A 15,651-nucleotide genomic window follows, 5' to 3' on the forward strand; every position below is an offset into this window, starting at 1 on the left:
AGGGCCGGGAAGCGACTGTCGGAAGGCGGGGGCGACGGCCCTCAGGCCGCCTGTCCTCGCCGCTTATATAGGGGCTGCAAGACCCGTTCGAAGGCGTCGAGGAAGCATGCCACATCCTCGTCCACCGTGTTCCAGCCGAGGCTGACGCGCAGCGCACCCCCGGCGAGATCCGTTGTCACGCCCATCGCGGCGAGCGTCGCCGAGCGCGCGACCTTCCCCGACGAGCAGGCCGAGCCCGACGACACCGCCACGCCGGCGAGATCAAGGGCAATCACGGACGCGGGCGCATCGAGCCCCGGGACCGAGAAGTTGAGGGTGTTGGGCAGGCGCGGGGCGCCGGCCGCGAAGATGACGACGTCGGGCGCCAGGGCCCGCACGCCGGCCTCGATCCGGTCGCGCAGGGCGGACAGCCGCGTCTGCTCCCCGTCCAGCGCTGCGCGGGCGGCCCGGGCCGCCTCGCCCATGCCCACGATGGCCGGCAGGCACTCGGTGCCGCAGCGCTGCCGGCGTTCCTGGCCGCCCCCGCGCAGGAACGCGCTCCCGAGGCTGACGCCCTCGGCCAGCACCAGGGCGCCGACGCCCTTGGGCGCCGCGAACTTGTGGCCCGAGAGGGTAAGCACGTCGAGACCGAGCGCCGCCATGTCGAGGGGGATCTTACCGACCGCCTGCACGGCGTCGCTGTGCACCAGGGTGCGACCGTGCGCCCGCGCCCGCGCGACGATCGCAGCCAGCGGCTGGACCGCGCCGGTCTCGTTGTTGGCGGCGTGGACCGAGAGGAGCACGGTCTCGTCCGCCAGCGCGGCGAGACGATCCTCCAGGGCAGCGACGTCGATAATGCCATCGGCGGTCACCGGGAGCCGCCCCACCGCCGCCTCCGCAAACCGGTGGCCCGCGGCGACGCAGGGATGCTCGGTCGCCGTGTGCAGCAGCCGCGTCGGGGCGGGCAGCTTGCGGCCGCGCAGGTCGCCCGAGAGAACCGCGTTCGCCGCCTCGGTCCCGCCGCTGGTGAAGATCACCTGTTCGGGGCGTGCACCCACCAGGGCCGCGACCTCGGCGCGGGCGGCCTCCAGCGCGGCCCGGGCGGCGCGGCCCTCCGCGTGAATCGACGACGGGTTGCCGGGCAGCATCAGGGCGCGCGCCACCGCCTCCGCCACATCCGGGCGGACCGGGGCAGTCGCGTTGTAATCGAGATAGGCGCGGGCCCGGCTCATCGGCGTTCCGTGCGATCCTCGTCGCTTACGCGTCACAATTCCTTGCCTTCCGACCGGTCCGACGTGCTAAGGGCCGCCGATAGATCGAGGCCCGCCGACCGGCAGGATTGGCTCAGGCAGCCCGTGCGACGCATCGAGCGGCCTTTTTAGAACGATTCTAATCGCCTAGAACTGTTCTAAGAGTGCTTTTATGGTGCTCCCGCATTGAGTCAAGGCTGCCGGAGCTTGGCGCCGCGGCCGCGGCGGGCGAACGCGAGAGTGAGTGTCGAACGATGCCCGAAGTCATCTTCACCGGCCCCGCCGGTCGCCTGGAAGGCCGTTATCAGGCCCCCAAGAAGCGCGGCGCGCCGATCGCCATCATCCTGCATCCGCACCCGCAATTCGGGGGCACGATGAACAATCAGATCGTGTACAACCTTTTCTACACGTTCGCCAATCGCGGGTTCGCGGCCCTGCGTTTCAATTTCCGCGGGGTTGGCCGCAGCCAGGGCTCGTTCGATCACGGCTCGGGCGAGCTGTCGGATGCCGCCGCGGCCCTCGACTGGGTTCAGTCGGTCAACCCGGAGGCGAAGTCCTGCTGGATCGCGGGCGTCTCGTTCGGCTCGTGGATCGGCATGCAGCTGCTGATGCGCCGCCCCGAGATCGAGGGCTTCATCTCGATCGCCGCGATGGCCAACCGCTACGACTTCACCTTCCTGGCGCCCTGCCCGTCCTCCGGACTGTTCGTGCACGGCTCCGAGGACCGGGTCGCGCCGGCCCGGGAGGTCATGCCGGTGATCGAGAAGGTGAAGGTGCAGAAGGGTGTCATCATCGAGCATCAGGTGGTCGACGGGGCCAACCACTTCTTCGACGGTAAGGTCGAGGAATTGACTCAGACTGTGGACACCTACCTCGACAAGCGCCTCGGCAAGCGCGAGGAGGCAGCCTGACGCATGCCGGCCCTGCGCCTTGACGGGGGGCGCTCCGGAGGAATAGGGCGCGGACATCGGAATCCACGACACACCTCCGCAGGTCTGATGTCAGAAAGCCCGTCCGACCAACCTGTGGTGCTCCTTGTCGAGGATGACGGGCTCCTTCTCATGGAGGCCGCCGACACCCTGGCGGATGCGGGCTTCACGGTGCTGGAGGCGAGCCACGCCGACAAGGCGCTGAAGGTCCTGGAGAACCGCGACGATGTCGGCGTCCTGATGACGGATGTCGACATGCCGCAGGGCTCGATGGACGGCTTCGCCCTCGCCCGGCTGGTGGCGCATCGCTGGCCGTCGATCCCGGTGCTGGTGGTGTCCGGCATGGGCACGCCCGGCCCGAACGACATGCCGGAGGGCGCGCGGTTCATCCCCAAACCCTACGAGCCGACCACGCTGGTCCGGACGCTCCGCGCCTTCATCCAGCGCGCGGCTTGACGCGCTGGCCCGTCCGGGCTCACCGAGGCGCCGGGCCCCGAACTCCCGACCGAGAGCCATGACGGACAGCACCCGAAAGCACCGCTTCGCGACGCGGGCCATCCATGCGGGCGCCGCCCCGGATCCCGCCACGGGCGCGCGGGTCCAGCCGATCTACTTCACGAACGGTTTCGTGTTCGACTCGACCGAGCAGGCCGCCGACATCTTTGCGGGGCGCCGCACCGGCTTCTCGTATTCCCGGGGTTCGAACCCGACGGTCGCCGCGCTGGAGCGCCGCATTGCGGATCTGGAGGGCGCGAAGGCTGGGGTGGCGGTGTCCTCCGGGCAATCCGCCATGCAGCTGGTGCTGATGACGCTGATGAAGAGCGGTGACGCCTATGTCGCGTCCCCGCGCCTGTTCGGCGGGTCGCTGGGCCTGATGCGGCGGCTCGACGGGCGCTACGACCTCAAGCCGCGCTTCGCCCGGGGCATGGCCCCGGAGGATTTCGAGGCGGCGATCACCCCGGACTGCCGGGCGATCTTCTGCGAATCGATCGTGAATCCCTGTGCCTCCGTGGTCGACCTCGACGGGATCGCCGCAGTGGCGCGTCGCCACAATCTGCCGCTCGTCGTGGACAACACCCTCGCCTCGCCGGCCCTGATCCGGCCGATCGAGCACGGCGCCGACATCGTCTGGCACTCCACCTCGAAGTTCCTGAGCGGCTCCGGCCAGACCATCGGCGGCGTGATCTGCGATGCCGGCACCTTTGATTGGGCGAAGGCCGGCGGCTACAACCTGATCACCGAGCCCTGGCCGGACTACGATGGCCTCGTGCTGACGGAGGCGTTCCCGGAGACGCCCTTCGCGGCGGCCTGCCGGTTCTTCGGCCTGCGCGACCTCGGCCCCGGCCTGTCACCGATGAACGCGTTCCTGACGCTGATGGGCATCGAGACCCTGCCGCTGCGCATGGAGCGGCATTGCGCCAACGCCCGGGCGGTGGCGGCCTTCCTGAAGGACCACCCGGCGGTGGATTGGGTGAGCTACCCGATGCTGCCGGGTCAAACCGGCGAGGACCTCGCCCGCCGGTATACGCCGGGCGGGCCGGGCTCGATCTTCACCTTCGCGCTCAAGGGCGGCGAGCCGGCGGCCCTCAAAGTGATCGCCCGGCTGGAGCTGATCTCCCACCTCGTGAATATCGGCGAGATCAAGTCGTTGGCGATCCACCCGTCCTCGACCACGCACCGGCAGCTGCCGGAGCACGAGAAGGCCGCCGCCCTGGTCGGTCCCGAGACTGTTCGACTGTCGATCGGGCTGGAGAATGAGGCGGATTTGATCGCCGATCTCCAGCAGGCCTTGGATCAGCTGGGCTGAGCGGGGGGGCTCAGCGCCGCCGTTCCAGGATCGACACGTAGTTCGCGACGGCCGCGCCGCCCATGTTGAAGATCCCGGCGAGCTCCGCCCCGGGCACCTGCATCTCGCCGGCCTCGCCCATCAGCTGAAGGCAGGCCATCACGTGCATCGACACGCCGGTGGCGCCGACCGGATGGCCCTTGGCCTTCAGCCCGCCCGATGGGTTGATCGGCAGCCGCCCGCCCTTCTCGGCGAGCCCGTCGCGCACCACGCGAAACCCCTCGCCCGGGGCGGCGAGACCCATCGCCTCGTACTCGATCAGCTCGGCGATGGTGAAGCAGTCATGCGTCTCCACGAAGGACAGGTCGTCGTTACCGATCCCGGCCTGCGCCCGCGCCTTGTCCCAGGCCATCCGCGCGCCCTTGAATTCGGTCGGGTCCCGGCGGGAGAGCGGCAGGATGTCGTTGACGTGGGCCCGGGCACGGAAGGCGATCGCCCGCTCCAGCCCCTCGGCGGTCTCGGCATCCGCCACCACGAGTGCCGCCGCGCCGTCCGAGATCAGTGAGCAGTCGGTGCGCCGCAGGGGGGCGGCCACGTAGGGGTTCTTGTCCGAGACCCGGTTGCAGAAGTCGAAGCCCAGATCCTTGCGCAGCTGCGCGTAGGGGTTGGCGACGCCGTTGCGGTGGTTCTTGGCGGCGATCCGGGCCAGCTCCTCGCTGCGGTCGCCGTAGCGCTGGAAATAGCCCGCTGCGATCCGCCCGAACACGCCCGCGAAGCCGCCCTCGATCTCGGCCTCCTCCTTCCGGTAGGAGGCGCCGAGCAGGATGTCGCCGGTCTCCGCCACGGTCTTGGCCGTCATCTTCTCGGCTCCGATCACCAGCGCGATCCGGCCCCGGCCGCTGCCGACGAAGTCGAGGGCCGCGTAGAGCGCCGCCGAGCCGGTGGCGCAGGCATTCTCCAGATGGGTCGCCGGCACGTGGGCGAGGCCCGGCCGGTTCACGGCGACGAGGGAGCCCTCGAAACCCTGCTTCGAGAAGCCGGTGTTCATCGAGCCCACGTAGATGCCGTCGACCTGGGCCTCCTCGACGCCGGCATGGGCCAGGGCCTCGCCGGAGACCCTCGCGATCAGCCCCTCGACATCCGGTTCGTCCAGCTTGCCGAAGGGGGTGTGGGCCCAGCCCACGATGCAGGCGCGTGTCATCCGGTGACCTCCCGAGTCTGTGTCCAACGATGGGCCCGGCGCAGCGGGTGATCAAGGCTGCCGATCAGCCCTGACCGCCCTCCCCCATCAGGAAGTCGAAGTCGCAGCCCTCCGGCGCCTGCGTGACGGTGCGCCGGTAGAGCGCCTTGTAGCCCCGGGTCGGAGCCGGCGGCGGACGGTGATCGGCGAGGCGGCGGGCGATCTCGTCGGGCTCGACCAGGAGGTCGATCCGCTTGTTCCGGATCGACAGCTTGATCCGGTCGCCGTCGCGCACCGCGGCCAGCGGACCGCCGATGGCCGATTCGGGGGCGATGTGCAGCACGATCGAGCCGAACGCCGTGCCGGACATCCGGGCGTCAGAGATGCGCACCATGTCCTTCACCCCCGCCCGGGCGAGTTTTTTGGGGATCGGCAGGTAACCGGCTTCCGGCATTCCGGCGGCGTGGGGGCCGGCATTCTGCAGGACCAGGACGTCGCCCGGGCCGACATCGAGGTCGGGATCGTCGATCCGCCGGCTCAGATCCTCCAGCCCGGTGAACACCACCGCCCGGCCCTCGGATTCGAACAGCTCCGGCGTCGCGGCCGCCCGCTTGAAGATCGCGCCCTCGGGCGCGAGGTTGCCGGTCAACGCCACCAGCCCGCCAACCGGCGAGACGGGATTGTCGAAGGCGCGGATCACCGACCGGTCGACCCAGCCGGAAGGCTCGTCCAGGCGCTCGGCCAGCGTTCGGCCTTCGACGTCCACGGTGTCGAGATGGAGGAGCGGACGCAATTCGCGCAGCAGCGCGCCCATGCCGCCGGCCGCGTGGAAATCCTCCATGTAGCCCTCGCCCACGGGCTTCAGGTCGACCAGCACCGGCGTCTCGTCGGAGATCTGGTTGAAGCGCTCATACGGAACGCGGATGCCGAGCCGCCCCGCGATGGCGGAGAGGTGGACGATGGCGTTGGTCGAGCCCGAGACTGCCATCAGCACCCGGATGGCGTTCTCCACCGATTCGCGGGTGATGACCTGCGACGGCGCGATCTTCGACTGGATCAGTCGCACCGCCGCGCGGCCGGTCTCCTCGGCGGCGACCAGCCGGTCGGAATGGACGGCGGGGATCGCGGCCGTGCCGGGCAGCGACATGCCGAGCGCCTCCGCGATGCACGCCATGGTGGAGGCTGTGCCCATCACCGCGCAGGTGCCGGCGGTGACCGAGAGCCGGCCCTCGACCTCGGCGATCTCGTCCGCGTCGACGGTGCCGGCCCGGTATTTCGCCCAAAAACCCCGGCAATCGGTACAGGCGCCGAGCCGCTGGCCGCGGTGGCGGCCGGTGGACATCGGGCCGGTCACAAGCTGGATCGCCGGCAGCCCCGCCGAGGCTGCCCCCATGAGCTGGGCCGGCACGGTCTTGTCGCAGCCGCCGATCAGCACGACAGCGTCCATCGGCTGGGCCTGGATCATCTCCTCCGTGTCCATGGCCATCAGGTTGCGGTACATCATGCTGGTCGGGTTGAGGAAAACCTCGCCGAGCGACACGGTCGGGAACGGCCGCGGCAGCGCCCCGGCCGCCAGCACCCCGCGGGAGACCGCCTCCACCAGTTCGGGCATGCCCCGGTGGCAGTTGTTGAAGCCCGAGGGCGTCATGGCGATGCCGACCACCGGCTTGTTCAGCAGGCCGACCGAGATGCCCATCGAGCGGGCGAAGGAGCGGCGCAGGTAGCGGGCGAAATCGCGGTCGCCGTAATTGGTCAGACCGCGGTCGAGCCCGTGCGGCTCGGCATGTCCGGCGTCTTCGCTCATGGCATCGATCCCTGAAACGTCAGTTCCGCAGGCGCTCAGCGCAGGTGGAAGGCGATCCACGCGACCCCGGCGAGCACGACGGCCGTAAGCAACCACCGCGCGTATACGCGATACCGTATTCTCACGCCGGGAAAAGCTCCGGGTGGCGGGCGCGCAGGGCGAGGACGAGGGTGAGCGTCTTCAGGTCGGTGATCGCGGCGCGGTCGGCCTGGGCGGCGAGTTCGGCGAGCGGCATCTCGACGATCCGGATGTTCTCGTGCTCGCCCTCGGCCCCGCCGCCGGCTTCGGCCCGGTCGGTCCGCCCGTAGGGGGCGAGGAAAAGATGGATCTTCTCGGTGGTCAGGCTCGCGCAGGAATAGGTGGCGCCGACGAATTCGAGGTCGCGTAGCCGCAGGCCGACCTCCTCCAGCACCTCGCGGCGGGCATTCTCCTCCGGGCCGCCGTCGTCGATCATGCCGGCGGGCGCCTCGAGCTGGACCTGCTCGCCGGACGCGAAGAGCGGCGGCACGCGCAACTCGCGCACCAGCGTCGCGACCCGCCGCTCGGGATCGTAGGGCAGGATCCCGACCGAGTCGCCGTGGTCCTCGATCGCCCGTTCCGCGACGGACCCATCGTGCAGTCGCACCTGCGCGAGGCCGAACCGGTTCCATCCTTCATGCAGGAAGCGGATCGACAGGATCTCGGCCTTCATCATGCGTCCTCGCCCACGGAACGGTCCCACGTCGCCCTGTGCTTACACGAAGGCGTGTCCGCGTGGTCCGGAACGCCGACGCCTCGAACCCGTTTGGGTCGATCGAACGTATGGCTACGCTTTTACGGCGGTTTCCGGTCAGGATCGATGCGGCTAGGACCGATCAGCGGGTTCAGAGAGCGGACGACGCGCGACGCCGTCGCGATCTGGATTCTGCTGGCCCTCACCTACCTGATCTTCGCCGGCTCGGTGAGTGTGAACGAAGGCATCGCCACGGTCGGCTGCGCCACCCTCGGCACGGCCTGGTGGTGGGTGGTGGGACGGCGCGGCGGCGTGCGCTTCCGGTTCGACCACGCATCGCTCAGGCCCCTCGGCCGGGCCATCCTGGGCATGGCCCGGCAGACGGTTCGGGTCGGAGTTCATCTGGCGCGGGCGGTAATCGGCCGCGCGGAGGGCGGTGCGACGCATGAGCAGAGTGCCGCCACGATCGCCTGGGCGCGGCCCGATGGCGAGATGGCGGCAGCGACGCGGGCGGTTGGGCTGCTCTCCGCCTCCCTCGCCCCGGACAGCTACGTGCTGACCCTGGACCGCGCGCACGGGACGGTGGCGACGCACGCCCTCGAGGGCGAGGCACCATGAACATCTGGACGGCCGCCATCCTGGCGCTGCTGCCGCCGCTGATCCTCGCGGCCGTCCTGGCGTGGCGCGGGCGGCCCGGCCAGCGCTTCGCCGCCTACCAGCTCGCCGGCAGCGTGACCGTGCTGATCCTGACGCTCATGGCGTTCGCCACCGATCAGGCCTCGATTACCGACCTCGCCCTCACCCTGGTCCTGCTCAACCTGCCCGGCACGATGCTGCTCGCGGTCTTCCTGGAGCGCTGGATATGAGCGTCGTGATCGGCGGGGTGCTCGGCCTCGCTGTGGCGGTGACGTGGCTTTCCGCCCTCGCCCTGTGGCGCCTGCCCCGGGCCCTCGACCGGCTGCATGCGCTCGCCTTCCTCAACGTCGCGGTCTCCGGCCTCGTGACCGTGGCGGCCTTCCTGTCCGACGGAATCTCGGGGCGCTCGCTCAAGATCCTGGTGATGATGGTGGTGTTCTTAGGCTGGGCCGCGGTGCTGTCGCACGTCTCCGGCCGGGCCGTGCTGATGCGCGAGGGGCGCTCGGCATGACGGTCATCCTGCCCCTGCTCTTCCTGCTCACGGCGGTTTCCGGCACCGCCGTCGTGCTGGTGCGCGACCCCACCCGGCAGATCTTCGCCATCGCGATCAACGGGCTCGTTCTGACGATCCTGTTCGACGCGCTTCAGGCCCCCGACGTCGCCCTGTCGGAGCTGGCGGTGGGCTCGGCCGCCGTGCCGCTTCTCTTCCTCGTCGCCTTGATGGCTGTGCGTACGCAAGCCCCCGGGGAGGAATCGTGAGCCCGCGGATCCGCGTCGCGCTGCTTGCCCTGTCGGGCCTGATCCTGCTGCCCTGCGCCGCCCAGGTGATTGCGGGGCTGCCGGCCTTCGGTTCGACCATCGCCCAGTACGGTGAACGCATCAACGCGATCACCCCGGAGGCGCGCCATGTCGCCAACATGGTGAGCGCGATCAACTTCGACCTGCGTGGCCTCGACACGTTGGGCGAGGAGTTCATGCTGCTCGCCGCCATCACCGGTACGGTGGTGCTGCTGCGCGGCCGCCGCGGCGAGGGCAATTCGGAACGGGCCATGCGCCGGCCCGGCCGCGCCGTCATCCCGCGCTCGGAGGCGACGGTGCTGGCCTGCCGGATCGCCGGTCCCCTCACCGGCCTGTTCGGCCTCTACGTAGTGCTGCACGCCACCGTCACCCCCGGCGGCGGGTTCCAGGGCGGCGTGATCCTCGCTTCGGGAACCCTGCTGATCTACCTCGGCGAGGGCTATGCCGGCTGGCGGGACGCGATCCGCAGCCACTGGCTCGACGCACTGGAGGGAGGAGGCGCGCTTCTCTTCGCCCTGTGCGGTCTGGCGCCGATGCTCGTAGGCGCCGCTTTTATGCAGAACATCCTGCCGCTCGGCACGTTTCGCGACCTGTTTTCCGGCGGCCTGATGCCGGTCGAGAATCTTGGCGTGGCCCTGGCGGTGGCGGGCGGTTTCACCCAGCTCTTCCTGGAATTCATGGAGGAGACCCGCGAGGCCGAAGAACCGGACGAACCCGGGGAGGAAACCGCGTGAGTGTGCTGCCTTACGCGGTCGCCGCGTGGTTGTTCGGGGTCGGCCTCTACGGCATCGCCACGAGCCGCAACTTCATACACCTCGTCGGCTGCCTCGGCGTCTGCCAGTCGGCGACCTACGTGCTGCTGCTGGGCCTCGGCTATCGCTGGGGCAGCATCGCGCCGATCTTTTATGATCATCCACCGGGCACGCCCGCGGTCGATCCCGTGATGCAGGCCCTGGTGCTGACCGACATCGTGGTCGGCGCGACGCTGACCGCCCTCCTCCTCGTTCTGACCGTCCAGGCCTACAAGCGCGGCGGCAGCCTCGACCCGGAGAAGCTTCGGCCGATGCGGGCCGGCGGCAAATCCGGCCAGCGCCAGGACGCCGGTCACACCTCCGGCCGAGTCTCCGAAGGTGGGCGCAAAGCCTCGTGACACTCGCTCCCGCCGTCCTGCTGCCGCTCCCGGTCGCCATCCCGCTCGTGTTCTGCGCGGCGCTGCTGGCGACCGCGCACCTGCTGCCGGGCCGCGCGCCCGACGTCCTGGCTCTGCTCGCAGCCCTCGCCGTCGCAGTGCTCTCCGCCGTGATCGCCGTGCACGCCGCGGACAAGCCCCTGGTCTACTGGTTCGGGGGCTGGGAGCCGCATGACGGCGTCCATCTCGGGATCGGCTTCTCGGTCGACGCAGCGAGCGGCTGGATCGCGGCCTTCATCGGCCTGCTCTACGCCCTGACCTTCGTGTTCGCCTGGGGCTTCTTCGACCGCACCCACGGGCACTTCCACATCCTGATGCTGCTGTTCCTGGCCGCCATGGTCGGGTTCTGCTTCACCCGGGACATGTTCAACCTGTTCGTGTGGTTCGAGGTGATGAGCGTCGCGGCCTTTGCGCTCACGGCCTATCACCTGGCGGAATCGTCGCTGTCGGGGGCCATCAACTTCACGGTGGTCAACAGCCTCGCGGGCTTCCTGATGCTCGGCGGCATCGGGCTGATCTACGCCCAGACCGGCACCCTCGATTTCGACAGCATCGCCGCGGCCGTCGCCCGGGGCGGCCGGGATCCCGTGGTGGCCGGCGCCTTCTGCCTCGTGGCGGCGGCCCTGATGATCAAGGGCGCGATCGTGCCGTTCCAGTTCTGGCTCGCCGATGCCCACGCGGTGGCGCCGAGCCCGGTCTCGGTGATCTTCTCCGGCTCGATGGTCTCGCTCGGGCTGTTCGGCCTCGCGAAGGTGAGCGCCGTCGTGTTCGGAGGCTCGGATCAGGTCCAGGGCGCCCTGCCGATGCTGCTGATCGGGCTCGGCAGCGTCACGGCCCTGCTCGGCGGCTGGATGGCCCTGCTGCAGCGCCATCTCAAGCGGATGCTCGCCTTCTCGACGATCTCGCATGCCGGCATCATGCTGACCGGGCTCGGCGCCCTATCGATCGGCGGCACCGGCGGGATGCTGGTCTACGTGGTCGGCCACGGGCTGGTGAAGGGCGCCCTGTTCATGATCGCCGGCATCCTGCTCGCCACCCAGGCGAGCATCGATGAGATCGCCCTGCGCGGCCTCGGCCGGGGCATCTGGCCGGCCGGAATCGCCATGGCGCTGGCCGCCCTGCTGCTCTGCGGCCTGCCGGTCGGTGCGCTCGACCAGGGCACGCGCCTCGTCCAGGGGGCGCTGTCGGCGCAGGGGCACGGCGTCGCGCTCGCCGCCACCGCGATTGGCGCCGCGCTGACCGGGGCGGCGGTGCTGCGGGCGGCGGGCCGCATCTTCCTCGGGCTCGGCCCCGACCCCGGCGACGAGGCCGGGGCGCCGAGCGAGGATGAGCGCGAGAAGGCCAACCGGCCGCTCTGGCTGATGCTGGCGCCGTGCTGCGTGCTGCTGGCCGTCGACATGGCGCTGCCGGCGGGCCCGATCGCGCACGCCCTGCCGCGGGCCGTTTCGGCCTTCATGCACCGGCCGGAGGGCGGTCCCCTGGCCGAGGGGCCGGGTTGGCTGCCCTGGGCCTCCGTGGCGGCAGCCCTGGCGGGCGCCGGCTACGGTCTGTTCCGGAACCGGTTACCGGCTTTCGTGGTCCAGCCCGTCCGCGCCACCCAGTCGGTCCCGACGCGGGCGCTGGAGATCCTGCACAGCGGCTTGATCGGCGATTACGCGGCGTGGCTGGCCGTCGGGGTCGCGGTGATTGCGGCGGTGCTGGCGCTGGTGTGAGCAGCCAGGTTTTTCCAATCTGGCGTTCGTCAAGGTCCGCAGCTCGGTCCGCAGCTCGACACACTGTGATCACCTCCTTCCAATTGCCGAGGCGATCTCGATTGAGGGCAATGCCATAGCGCACTAGCTTTCTCCTCATCCGGCTCAACCGGAGCCGGACGGCGCCCACGCGCGACGCGGACGGCGAACACAGGAGGAAACATGGACGCGCAAGCGACCGGAGATCCCGGGGGCGGACAGCCCTGGGGGCCTCACAATACGGTGACGGTGGTCGATCCGTCGCCGGTCAATTGGCTCTCGATCACTTGGAACACGATGGAGGAGGCCAACCGCGTCGATCACGACGGGATCGGCCAGCCGAGCCTCGCGGAATCGTGGCGGTGGCTCGACCGCGAGACCCTCGAACTCAAGATGCGGGACGCCGTCTACCAGGATGGCGAGCCGTTCAACGCCGCGATGTTCAAGCTCGGCTTCGACAAGGTCCAGGAATGGACCAACCCGCACCCGCCGGGCGCCTTCCTGAACTTCGCCCGGGACGTCACCTGTGAGGCGGTGGATGAGCGCACGATCCGCATGCGCTTCCCCGGCGGCGATTCCGCAGCGTTGATGAAGCTGCGCGGCATGCACCTGCCGTCGACGCGCTTCTGGAACGAGTGGGGTTTTGTCGACCCGAAGACGGGATCGGCCGAAGGCCATTGGTGAGTCATCGACGCGCCCGGTCCGTGGGGGACTGGCCCGTTCGTGCTCACCGAGGGTGTCTCGCTGATCGACTCCCGCTCCGATCGTGTCGTGATGGAGCCCAACGCGACCTACTGGAACCCGGCCCGCAAGCCGACGGTCCGGATCGTCTACGACAACGTCATCGGCAAGGATGAGGGCATCAAATCTGTGGCGTCCGGTGACGGCCGCGTGGATGTGGTGTTCGACCTGACGCCCGCGGAGGCCAAGGCCTTTCCGCAGAGCGACAAGGGCAAGATCCAGACGAAGAAGGCCAAGACGATCCTCACGGGCGTCTTCAACGAGACCAAGCCCGATTCCATCTGGCGCGACCCGGCCGTGCGGCGGGCGCTCAACCTCGCCATCGACCGGCAGCACGTGCTCGATCAGGGCGCGCACGGCTACGGCACGGTGATCCCGGCCTTCATCCAGCCCGGCCGCTACGGGGCCGATCCTGGCATGAGCCCGCTTCCGCACGATCCGGAGGCCGCACGCGCGGGCCTGGAGAGGGCGGGCCTCGGCGGGCGGGAGATCGTGATCGTTGCCTCACCCGCCTGGAAGGGTGTCGTCGAGGCGATCGGGCAGGACCTGTCGAAGATCGGCCTCTCGGCCCGCTTCGTCAGCGACCGCGGCGACCTGCCGGAGGATTTCGACCTCAAGCTCGAATGGTACTTCGACTGGACGCCGCAATACCCCGTCGCCTGCGTGCACCGGGAGTTCTTCGGCCGTGACGCGACCCTGCGCCAGGGTCCGGAGGATCCGGAGTTCGACGCCCTCTACGAGACGCTCCTGCACACGCCGGAGGAGCAGACCGAGGAAGTCGTGCGGGAAGTTGAGCGGTACATCCAGGACAGGTCCAAGGCCCTGTTCCTGTATTCGCCGTTCACGCTGTTCGCGGTCTCCGACCGGGTGGCGTTCACGCCCTACGACACCTGCATGTCGGAACTCGCCGAGACCCGCATCAAGGGCTGAGGCCGCAACCGGCCGGTGCGGAGCGATCTGCGCCGGCCCAACACGAAGCCGCTACCGCATGATCATCGCCACCGCGGGCCATATCGACCACGGCAAGACCGCGCTGGTGAAGGCGCTCACCGGCATCGACGCCGACCGGCTGCCGGAGGAGAAGGCGCGGGGCATCACCCTCGATCTCGGCTTCGCCTACGCGCCGGAGGGCGGCCTCCTCAAAACGCCGGTCGGTTTCGTCGATGTGCCGGGCCACGAGCGGCTGGTCCGCACCATGGTGGCGGGCGCCACCGGCGTGACGTGCGCGCTGCTCGCGGTCGCGGCCGATGACGGGATCATGCCGCAGACCCGCGAGCACGTCGCGATCCTCGATCTCCTCGGGCTGACCCGCGGCGTCGTTGCGATCACCAAGGTCGACCGGGCCGATCCCGCGCGGGTTGCCGCCGTAACGGCCGAGATCGGTGCGTTGCTCGCCGGAACCGGGCTCGCCACCGCGCCGATCCTCGCCTGCTCGGCCCTGACGGGCGCCGGGATCACCGATCTCGCGTGCCATCTCGAAGCGCTTGGCGATGGGGCGCAAGCCCGGGCCGATTCCCGCTTGTTCCGCCTCGCCGTCGATCGCTGCTTCACCGTAGCGGGCGCGGGCCTCGTCGTGACCGGCGCCGTGCATGCCGGCACGGTGCGGCTGGGTGACCGGCTGCTGGTCTCCCCCGGCGGGCAGGAGGCGCGGGTCCGCGCGATCCGCGTCCGCGACGCCGCTGCCGAAACGGCACAGGCCGGGGAGCGCTGCGCCCTCAATCTCGCGGGTCCGCGGATCACCCGAGAGGCGGTCAGCCGTGGCCATTGGATCCTGGCGCCCGAGCTCCATGGGCCGACGGTCCGGCTCGATGTGATGCTGCGTCACCTGTCCGGCGCTACGCGGCCGCTGCGCCACCGGACGCCGGTCCACGTGCATCTCGGCGCGGCCGCGGTGACAGGTCGGGTCCTGCTGGACGCGAACGGCGCGCTGCCGCCCGGGGCGGTCGCCCCCGCGATTCTTGCGCTCGATGCCGGGCTCGGCGCCCTGGCTGGCGACCGCTTCATCCTGCGCGACATCTCGGCGACCCGCACCCTGGGCGGGGGCCGGGTCATCGACATCGACAGCCCCCGCCGCGGCGCCTGGGCTCCCGGGCGACGCGCGATCGTCGACGCTCTCGACACGCCCGACGACCGGCATGCGCTAAAGTGTCTGCTCGCCGCGTCGGCGGGGGGCATTGATCTCTTGAGCTTCGGCCGCCTGCGAAACCTGCCTGCGGACACGGGCGACGCCCTGGGGACCGAACTCGGGGCGGTCGTGATCAAGGTCGGCGCGGTCCGTCGAGCCTTTGCGGACGCGCGGGTCACGGCGCTGGCCGGGCGGGTGCTCGCCGACCTCGATCGGGCGCATGCCGACGCGCCCGACGATCCCGGCCTGCTGGCCGAGGAGATGGCCGCCCTGATGCCGACGCCGGATCAGCCGGTTCTGTCCGCCATCCTCGATCGCCTCCTGCGGCAGGGCACGATCGCGCGCACAGGCCGCCTGTTCCACCGTCCCGACCATATCGCGCGCCTGCGCCCGGCCGACGCCGCTCTCTACGCGGCCCTCCGGGCCGAGCTGGAGGCGGCCGGGCGCGACCAGCCCCGGCTCGCCCTCCTCGCCGAACGGCTCGGGCGCGATCCGGAGGATCTGCGTCCCCTCCTCGACAAGGTCGGACGCCTCGGCTGGCTCCGCCGGATCGCGAAGAACTATTACGTCCCGCCGGCGATCCTCGCCGACCTCGCCGGCGTCGCGCGGGCGGTGGCGGCGGCGCATCCGGAACGGCTTCTCACCGTGGGGCAGTTCCGTGAGGCGGCCGGCATCGGGCGCAATCTGACGATGCCGCTCCTCGAATTCTTCGATGCGCGAGGATTTACGCTCCGCGTAGCGGAGGGGCGGCGCATCCGCACCGAATGGTGCATGGTCGAGGCCGGCGAATAA

15 protein-coding genes and 1 pseudogene are annotated in these 15,651 nt (G+C 70.2%); 12 read left to right on the forward strand and 4 right to left on the reverse strand.

The genetic code is table 11. From position 1 onward, the window contains the following. Positions 1 to 41 precede the first annotated feature (41 nt). On the reverse strand, positions 42 to 1,211 hold the full coding sequence (locus MKK88_RS19730) for a cysteine desulfurase family protein (protein WP_244002671.1): 1,170 nt from the start codon (positions 1,209 to 1,211) through the stop codon (positions 42 to 44). A gap of 272 nt (positions 1,212 to 1,483) precedes the next feature. Here MKK88_RS19730 and MKK88_RS19735 point away from each other — a divergent pair, with 272 nt between their 5' ends. The 3 genes from MKK88_RS19735 to MKK88_RS19745 all read left to right on the forward strand — a co-directional run bounded on the left by MKK88_RS19735 (position 1,484) and on the right by MKK88_RS19745 (position 3,965). Next, the gene (locus MKK88_RS19735; RefSeq protein WP_244002673.1) at positions 1,484 to 2,140 is read left to right on the forward strand and encodes an alpha/beta hydrolase; all 657 of its coding nucleotides are present in this window, start codon (positions 1,484 to 1,486) and stop codon (positions 2,138 to 2,140) included. 87 nt (positions 2,141 to 2,227) lie between these two features. Beyond that, positions 2,228 to 2,614, forward strand: a complete 387-nt coding sequence (locus MKK88_RS19740; RefSeq protein WP_244002675.1) for a response regulator — start codon at positions 2,228 to 2,230, stop codon at positions 2,612 to 2,614. 58 nt (positions 2,615 to 2,672) lie between these two features. Beyond that, entirely contained in the window at positions 2,673 to 3,965 is a 1,293-nt protein-coding gene (locus MKK88_RS19745) for an O-acetylhomoserine aminocarboxypropyltransferase/cysteine synthase family protein (protein WP_244002677.1), read from the forward strand. 10 nt (positions 3,966 to 3,975) lie between these two features. On the opposite strand, the gene MKK88_RS19750 is transcribed toward MKK88_RS19745, so the two are convergent. The 3 genes from MKK88_RS19750 to MKK88_RS19760 all read right to left on the reverse strand — a co-directional run bounded on the left by MKK88_RS19750 (position 3,976) and on the right by MKK88_RS19760 (position 7,619). Further along, positions 3,976 to 5,145 carry an acetyl-CoA acetyltransferase gene (locus tag MKK88_RS19750; protein ID WP_244002679.1) on the reverse strand — a complete coding sequence of 390 codons (1,170 nt, stop codon included), beginning with the start codon at positions 5,143 to 5,145 and terminating at the stop codon, positions 3,976 to 3,978. Positions 5,146 to 5,209: 64 nt separating this feature from the next. Continuing rightward, a complete protein-coding gene (locus MKK88_RS19755) occupies positions 5,210 to 6,928 on the reverse strand; it encodes an IlvD/Edd family dehydratase (protein ID WP_244002680.1) in 1,719 nt (572 codons plus the stop codon). Between the two features lie 121 nt (positions 6,929 to 7,049). Then, the gene (locus MKK88_RS19760) at positions 7,050 to 7,619 is read right to left on the reverse strand and encodes an NUDIX domain-containing protein (protein ID WP_244002937.1); all 570 of its coding nucleotides are present in this window, start codon (positions 7,617 to 7,619) and stop codon (positions 7,050 to 7,052) included. 147 nt (positions 7,620 to 7,766) lie between these two features. Here MKK88_RS19760 and MKK88_RS19765 point away from each other — a divergent pair, with 147 nt between their 5' ends. The 9 genes and pseudogenes from MKK88_RS19765 to selB all read left to right on the forward strand — a co-directional run bounded on the left by MKK88_RS19765 (position 7,767) and on the right by selB (position 15,651). After that, positions 7,767 to 8,258 (forward strand): hypothetical protein, encoded by a 492-nt coding sequence (locus MKK88_RS19765; RefSeq protein ID WP_244002682.1) that lies wholly within the window; start codon positions 7,767 to 7,769, stop codon positions 8,256 to 8,258. After that, the gene (locus tag MKK88_RS19770) at positions 8,255 to 8,506 is read left to right on the forward strand and encodes a monovalent cation/H+ antiporter complex subunit F (protein WP_244002684.1); all 252 of its coding nucleotides are present in this window, start codon (positions 8,255 to 8,257) and stop codon (positions 8,504 to 8,506) included. Before MKK88_RS19765 ends, MKK88_RS19770 begins: the two co-directional genes overlap by 4 nt. Beyond that, complete coding sequence (locus MKK88_RS19775; protein WP_244002686.1) at positions 8,503 to 8,787, forward strand: monovalent cation/H(+) antiporter subunit G; 285 nt, start codon at positions 8,503 to 8,505, stop codon at positions 8,785 to 8,787. Before MKK88_RS19770 ends, MKK88_RS19775 begins: the two co-directional genes overlap by 4 nt. After that, positions 8,784 to 9,035: a Na(+)/H(+) antiporter subunit B gene (locus MKK88_RS19780; protein WP_244002688.1), complete on the forward strand. Its 252-nt coding sequence runs from the start codon at positions 8,784 to 8,786 to the stop codon at positions 9,033 to 9,035. The genes MKK88_RS19775 and MKK88_RS19780 overlap by 4 nt, the downstream gene beginning before the upstream one ends. Beyond that, positions 9,032 to 9,808: an MnhB domain-containing protein gene (locus tag MKK88_RS19785; protein WP_244002690.1), complete on the forward strand. Its 777-nt coding sequence runs from the start codon at positions 9,032 to 9,034 to the stop codon at positions 9,806 to 9,808. The genes MKK88_RS19780 and MKK88_RS19785 overlap by 4 nt, the downstream gene beginning before the upstream one ends. Continuing rightward, positions 9,805 to 10,224 (forward strand): sodium:proton antiporter, encoded by a 420-nt coding sequence (locus MKK88_RS19790; protein ID WP_244002692.1) that lies wholly within the window; start codon positions 9,805 to 9,807, stop codon positions 10,222 to 10,224. Before MKK88_RS19785 ends, MKK88_RS19790 begins: the two co-directional genes overlap by 4 nt. Next, the gene (locus MKK88_RS19795) at positions 10,221 to 11,975 is read left to right on the forward strand and encodes a complex I subunit 5 family protein (RefSeq protein WP_244002694.1); all 1,755 of its coding nucleotides are present in this window, start codon (positions 10,221 to 10,223) and stop codon (positions 11,973 to 11,975) included. The genes MKK88_RS19790 and MKK88_RS19795 overlap by 4 nt, the downstream gene beginning before the upstream one ends. A gap of 315 nt (positions 11,976 to 12,290) precedes the next feature. Further along, positions 12,291 to 13,664, forward strand: a pseudogene (locus MKK88_RS19805) (ABC transporter substrate-binding protein). Between the two features lie 58 nt (positions 13,665 to 13,722). Then, positions 13,723 to 15,651: a selenocysteine-specific translation elongation factor gene (selB, locus tag MKK88_RS19810; RefSeq protein WP_244002700.1), complete on the forward strand. Its 1,929-nt coding sequence runs from the start codon at positions 13,723 to 13,725 to the stop codon at positions 15,649 to 15,651.

The sequence above is a fragment of the Methylobacterium sp. E-005 genome (assembly GCF_022829725.1).
GTDB lineage: Bacteria > Pseudomonadota > Alphaproteobacteria > Rhizobiales > Beijerinckiaceae > Methylobacterium.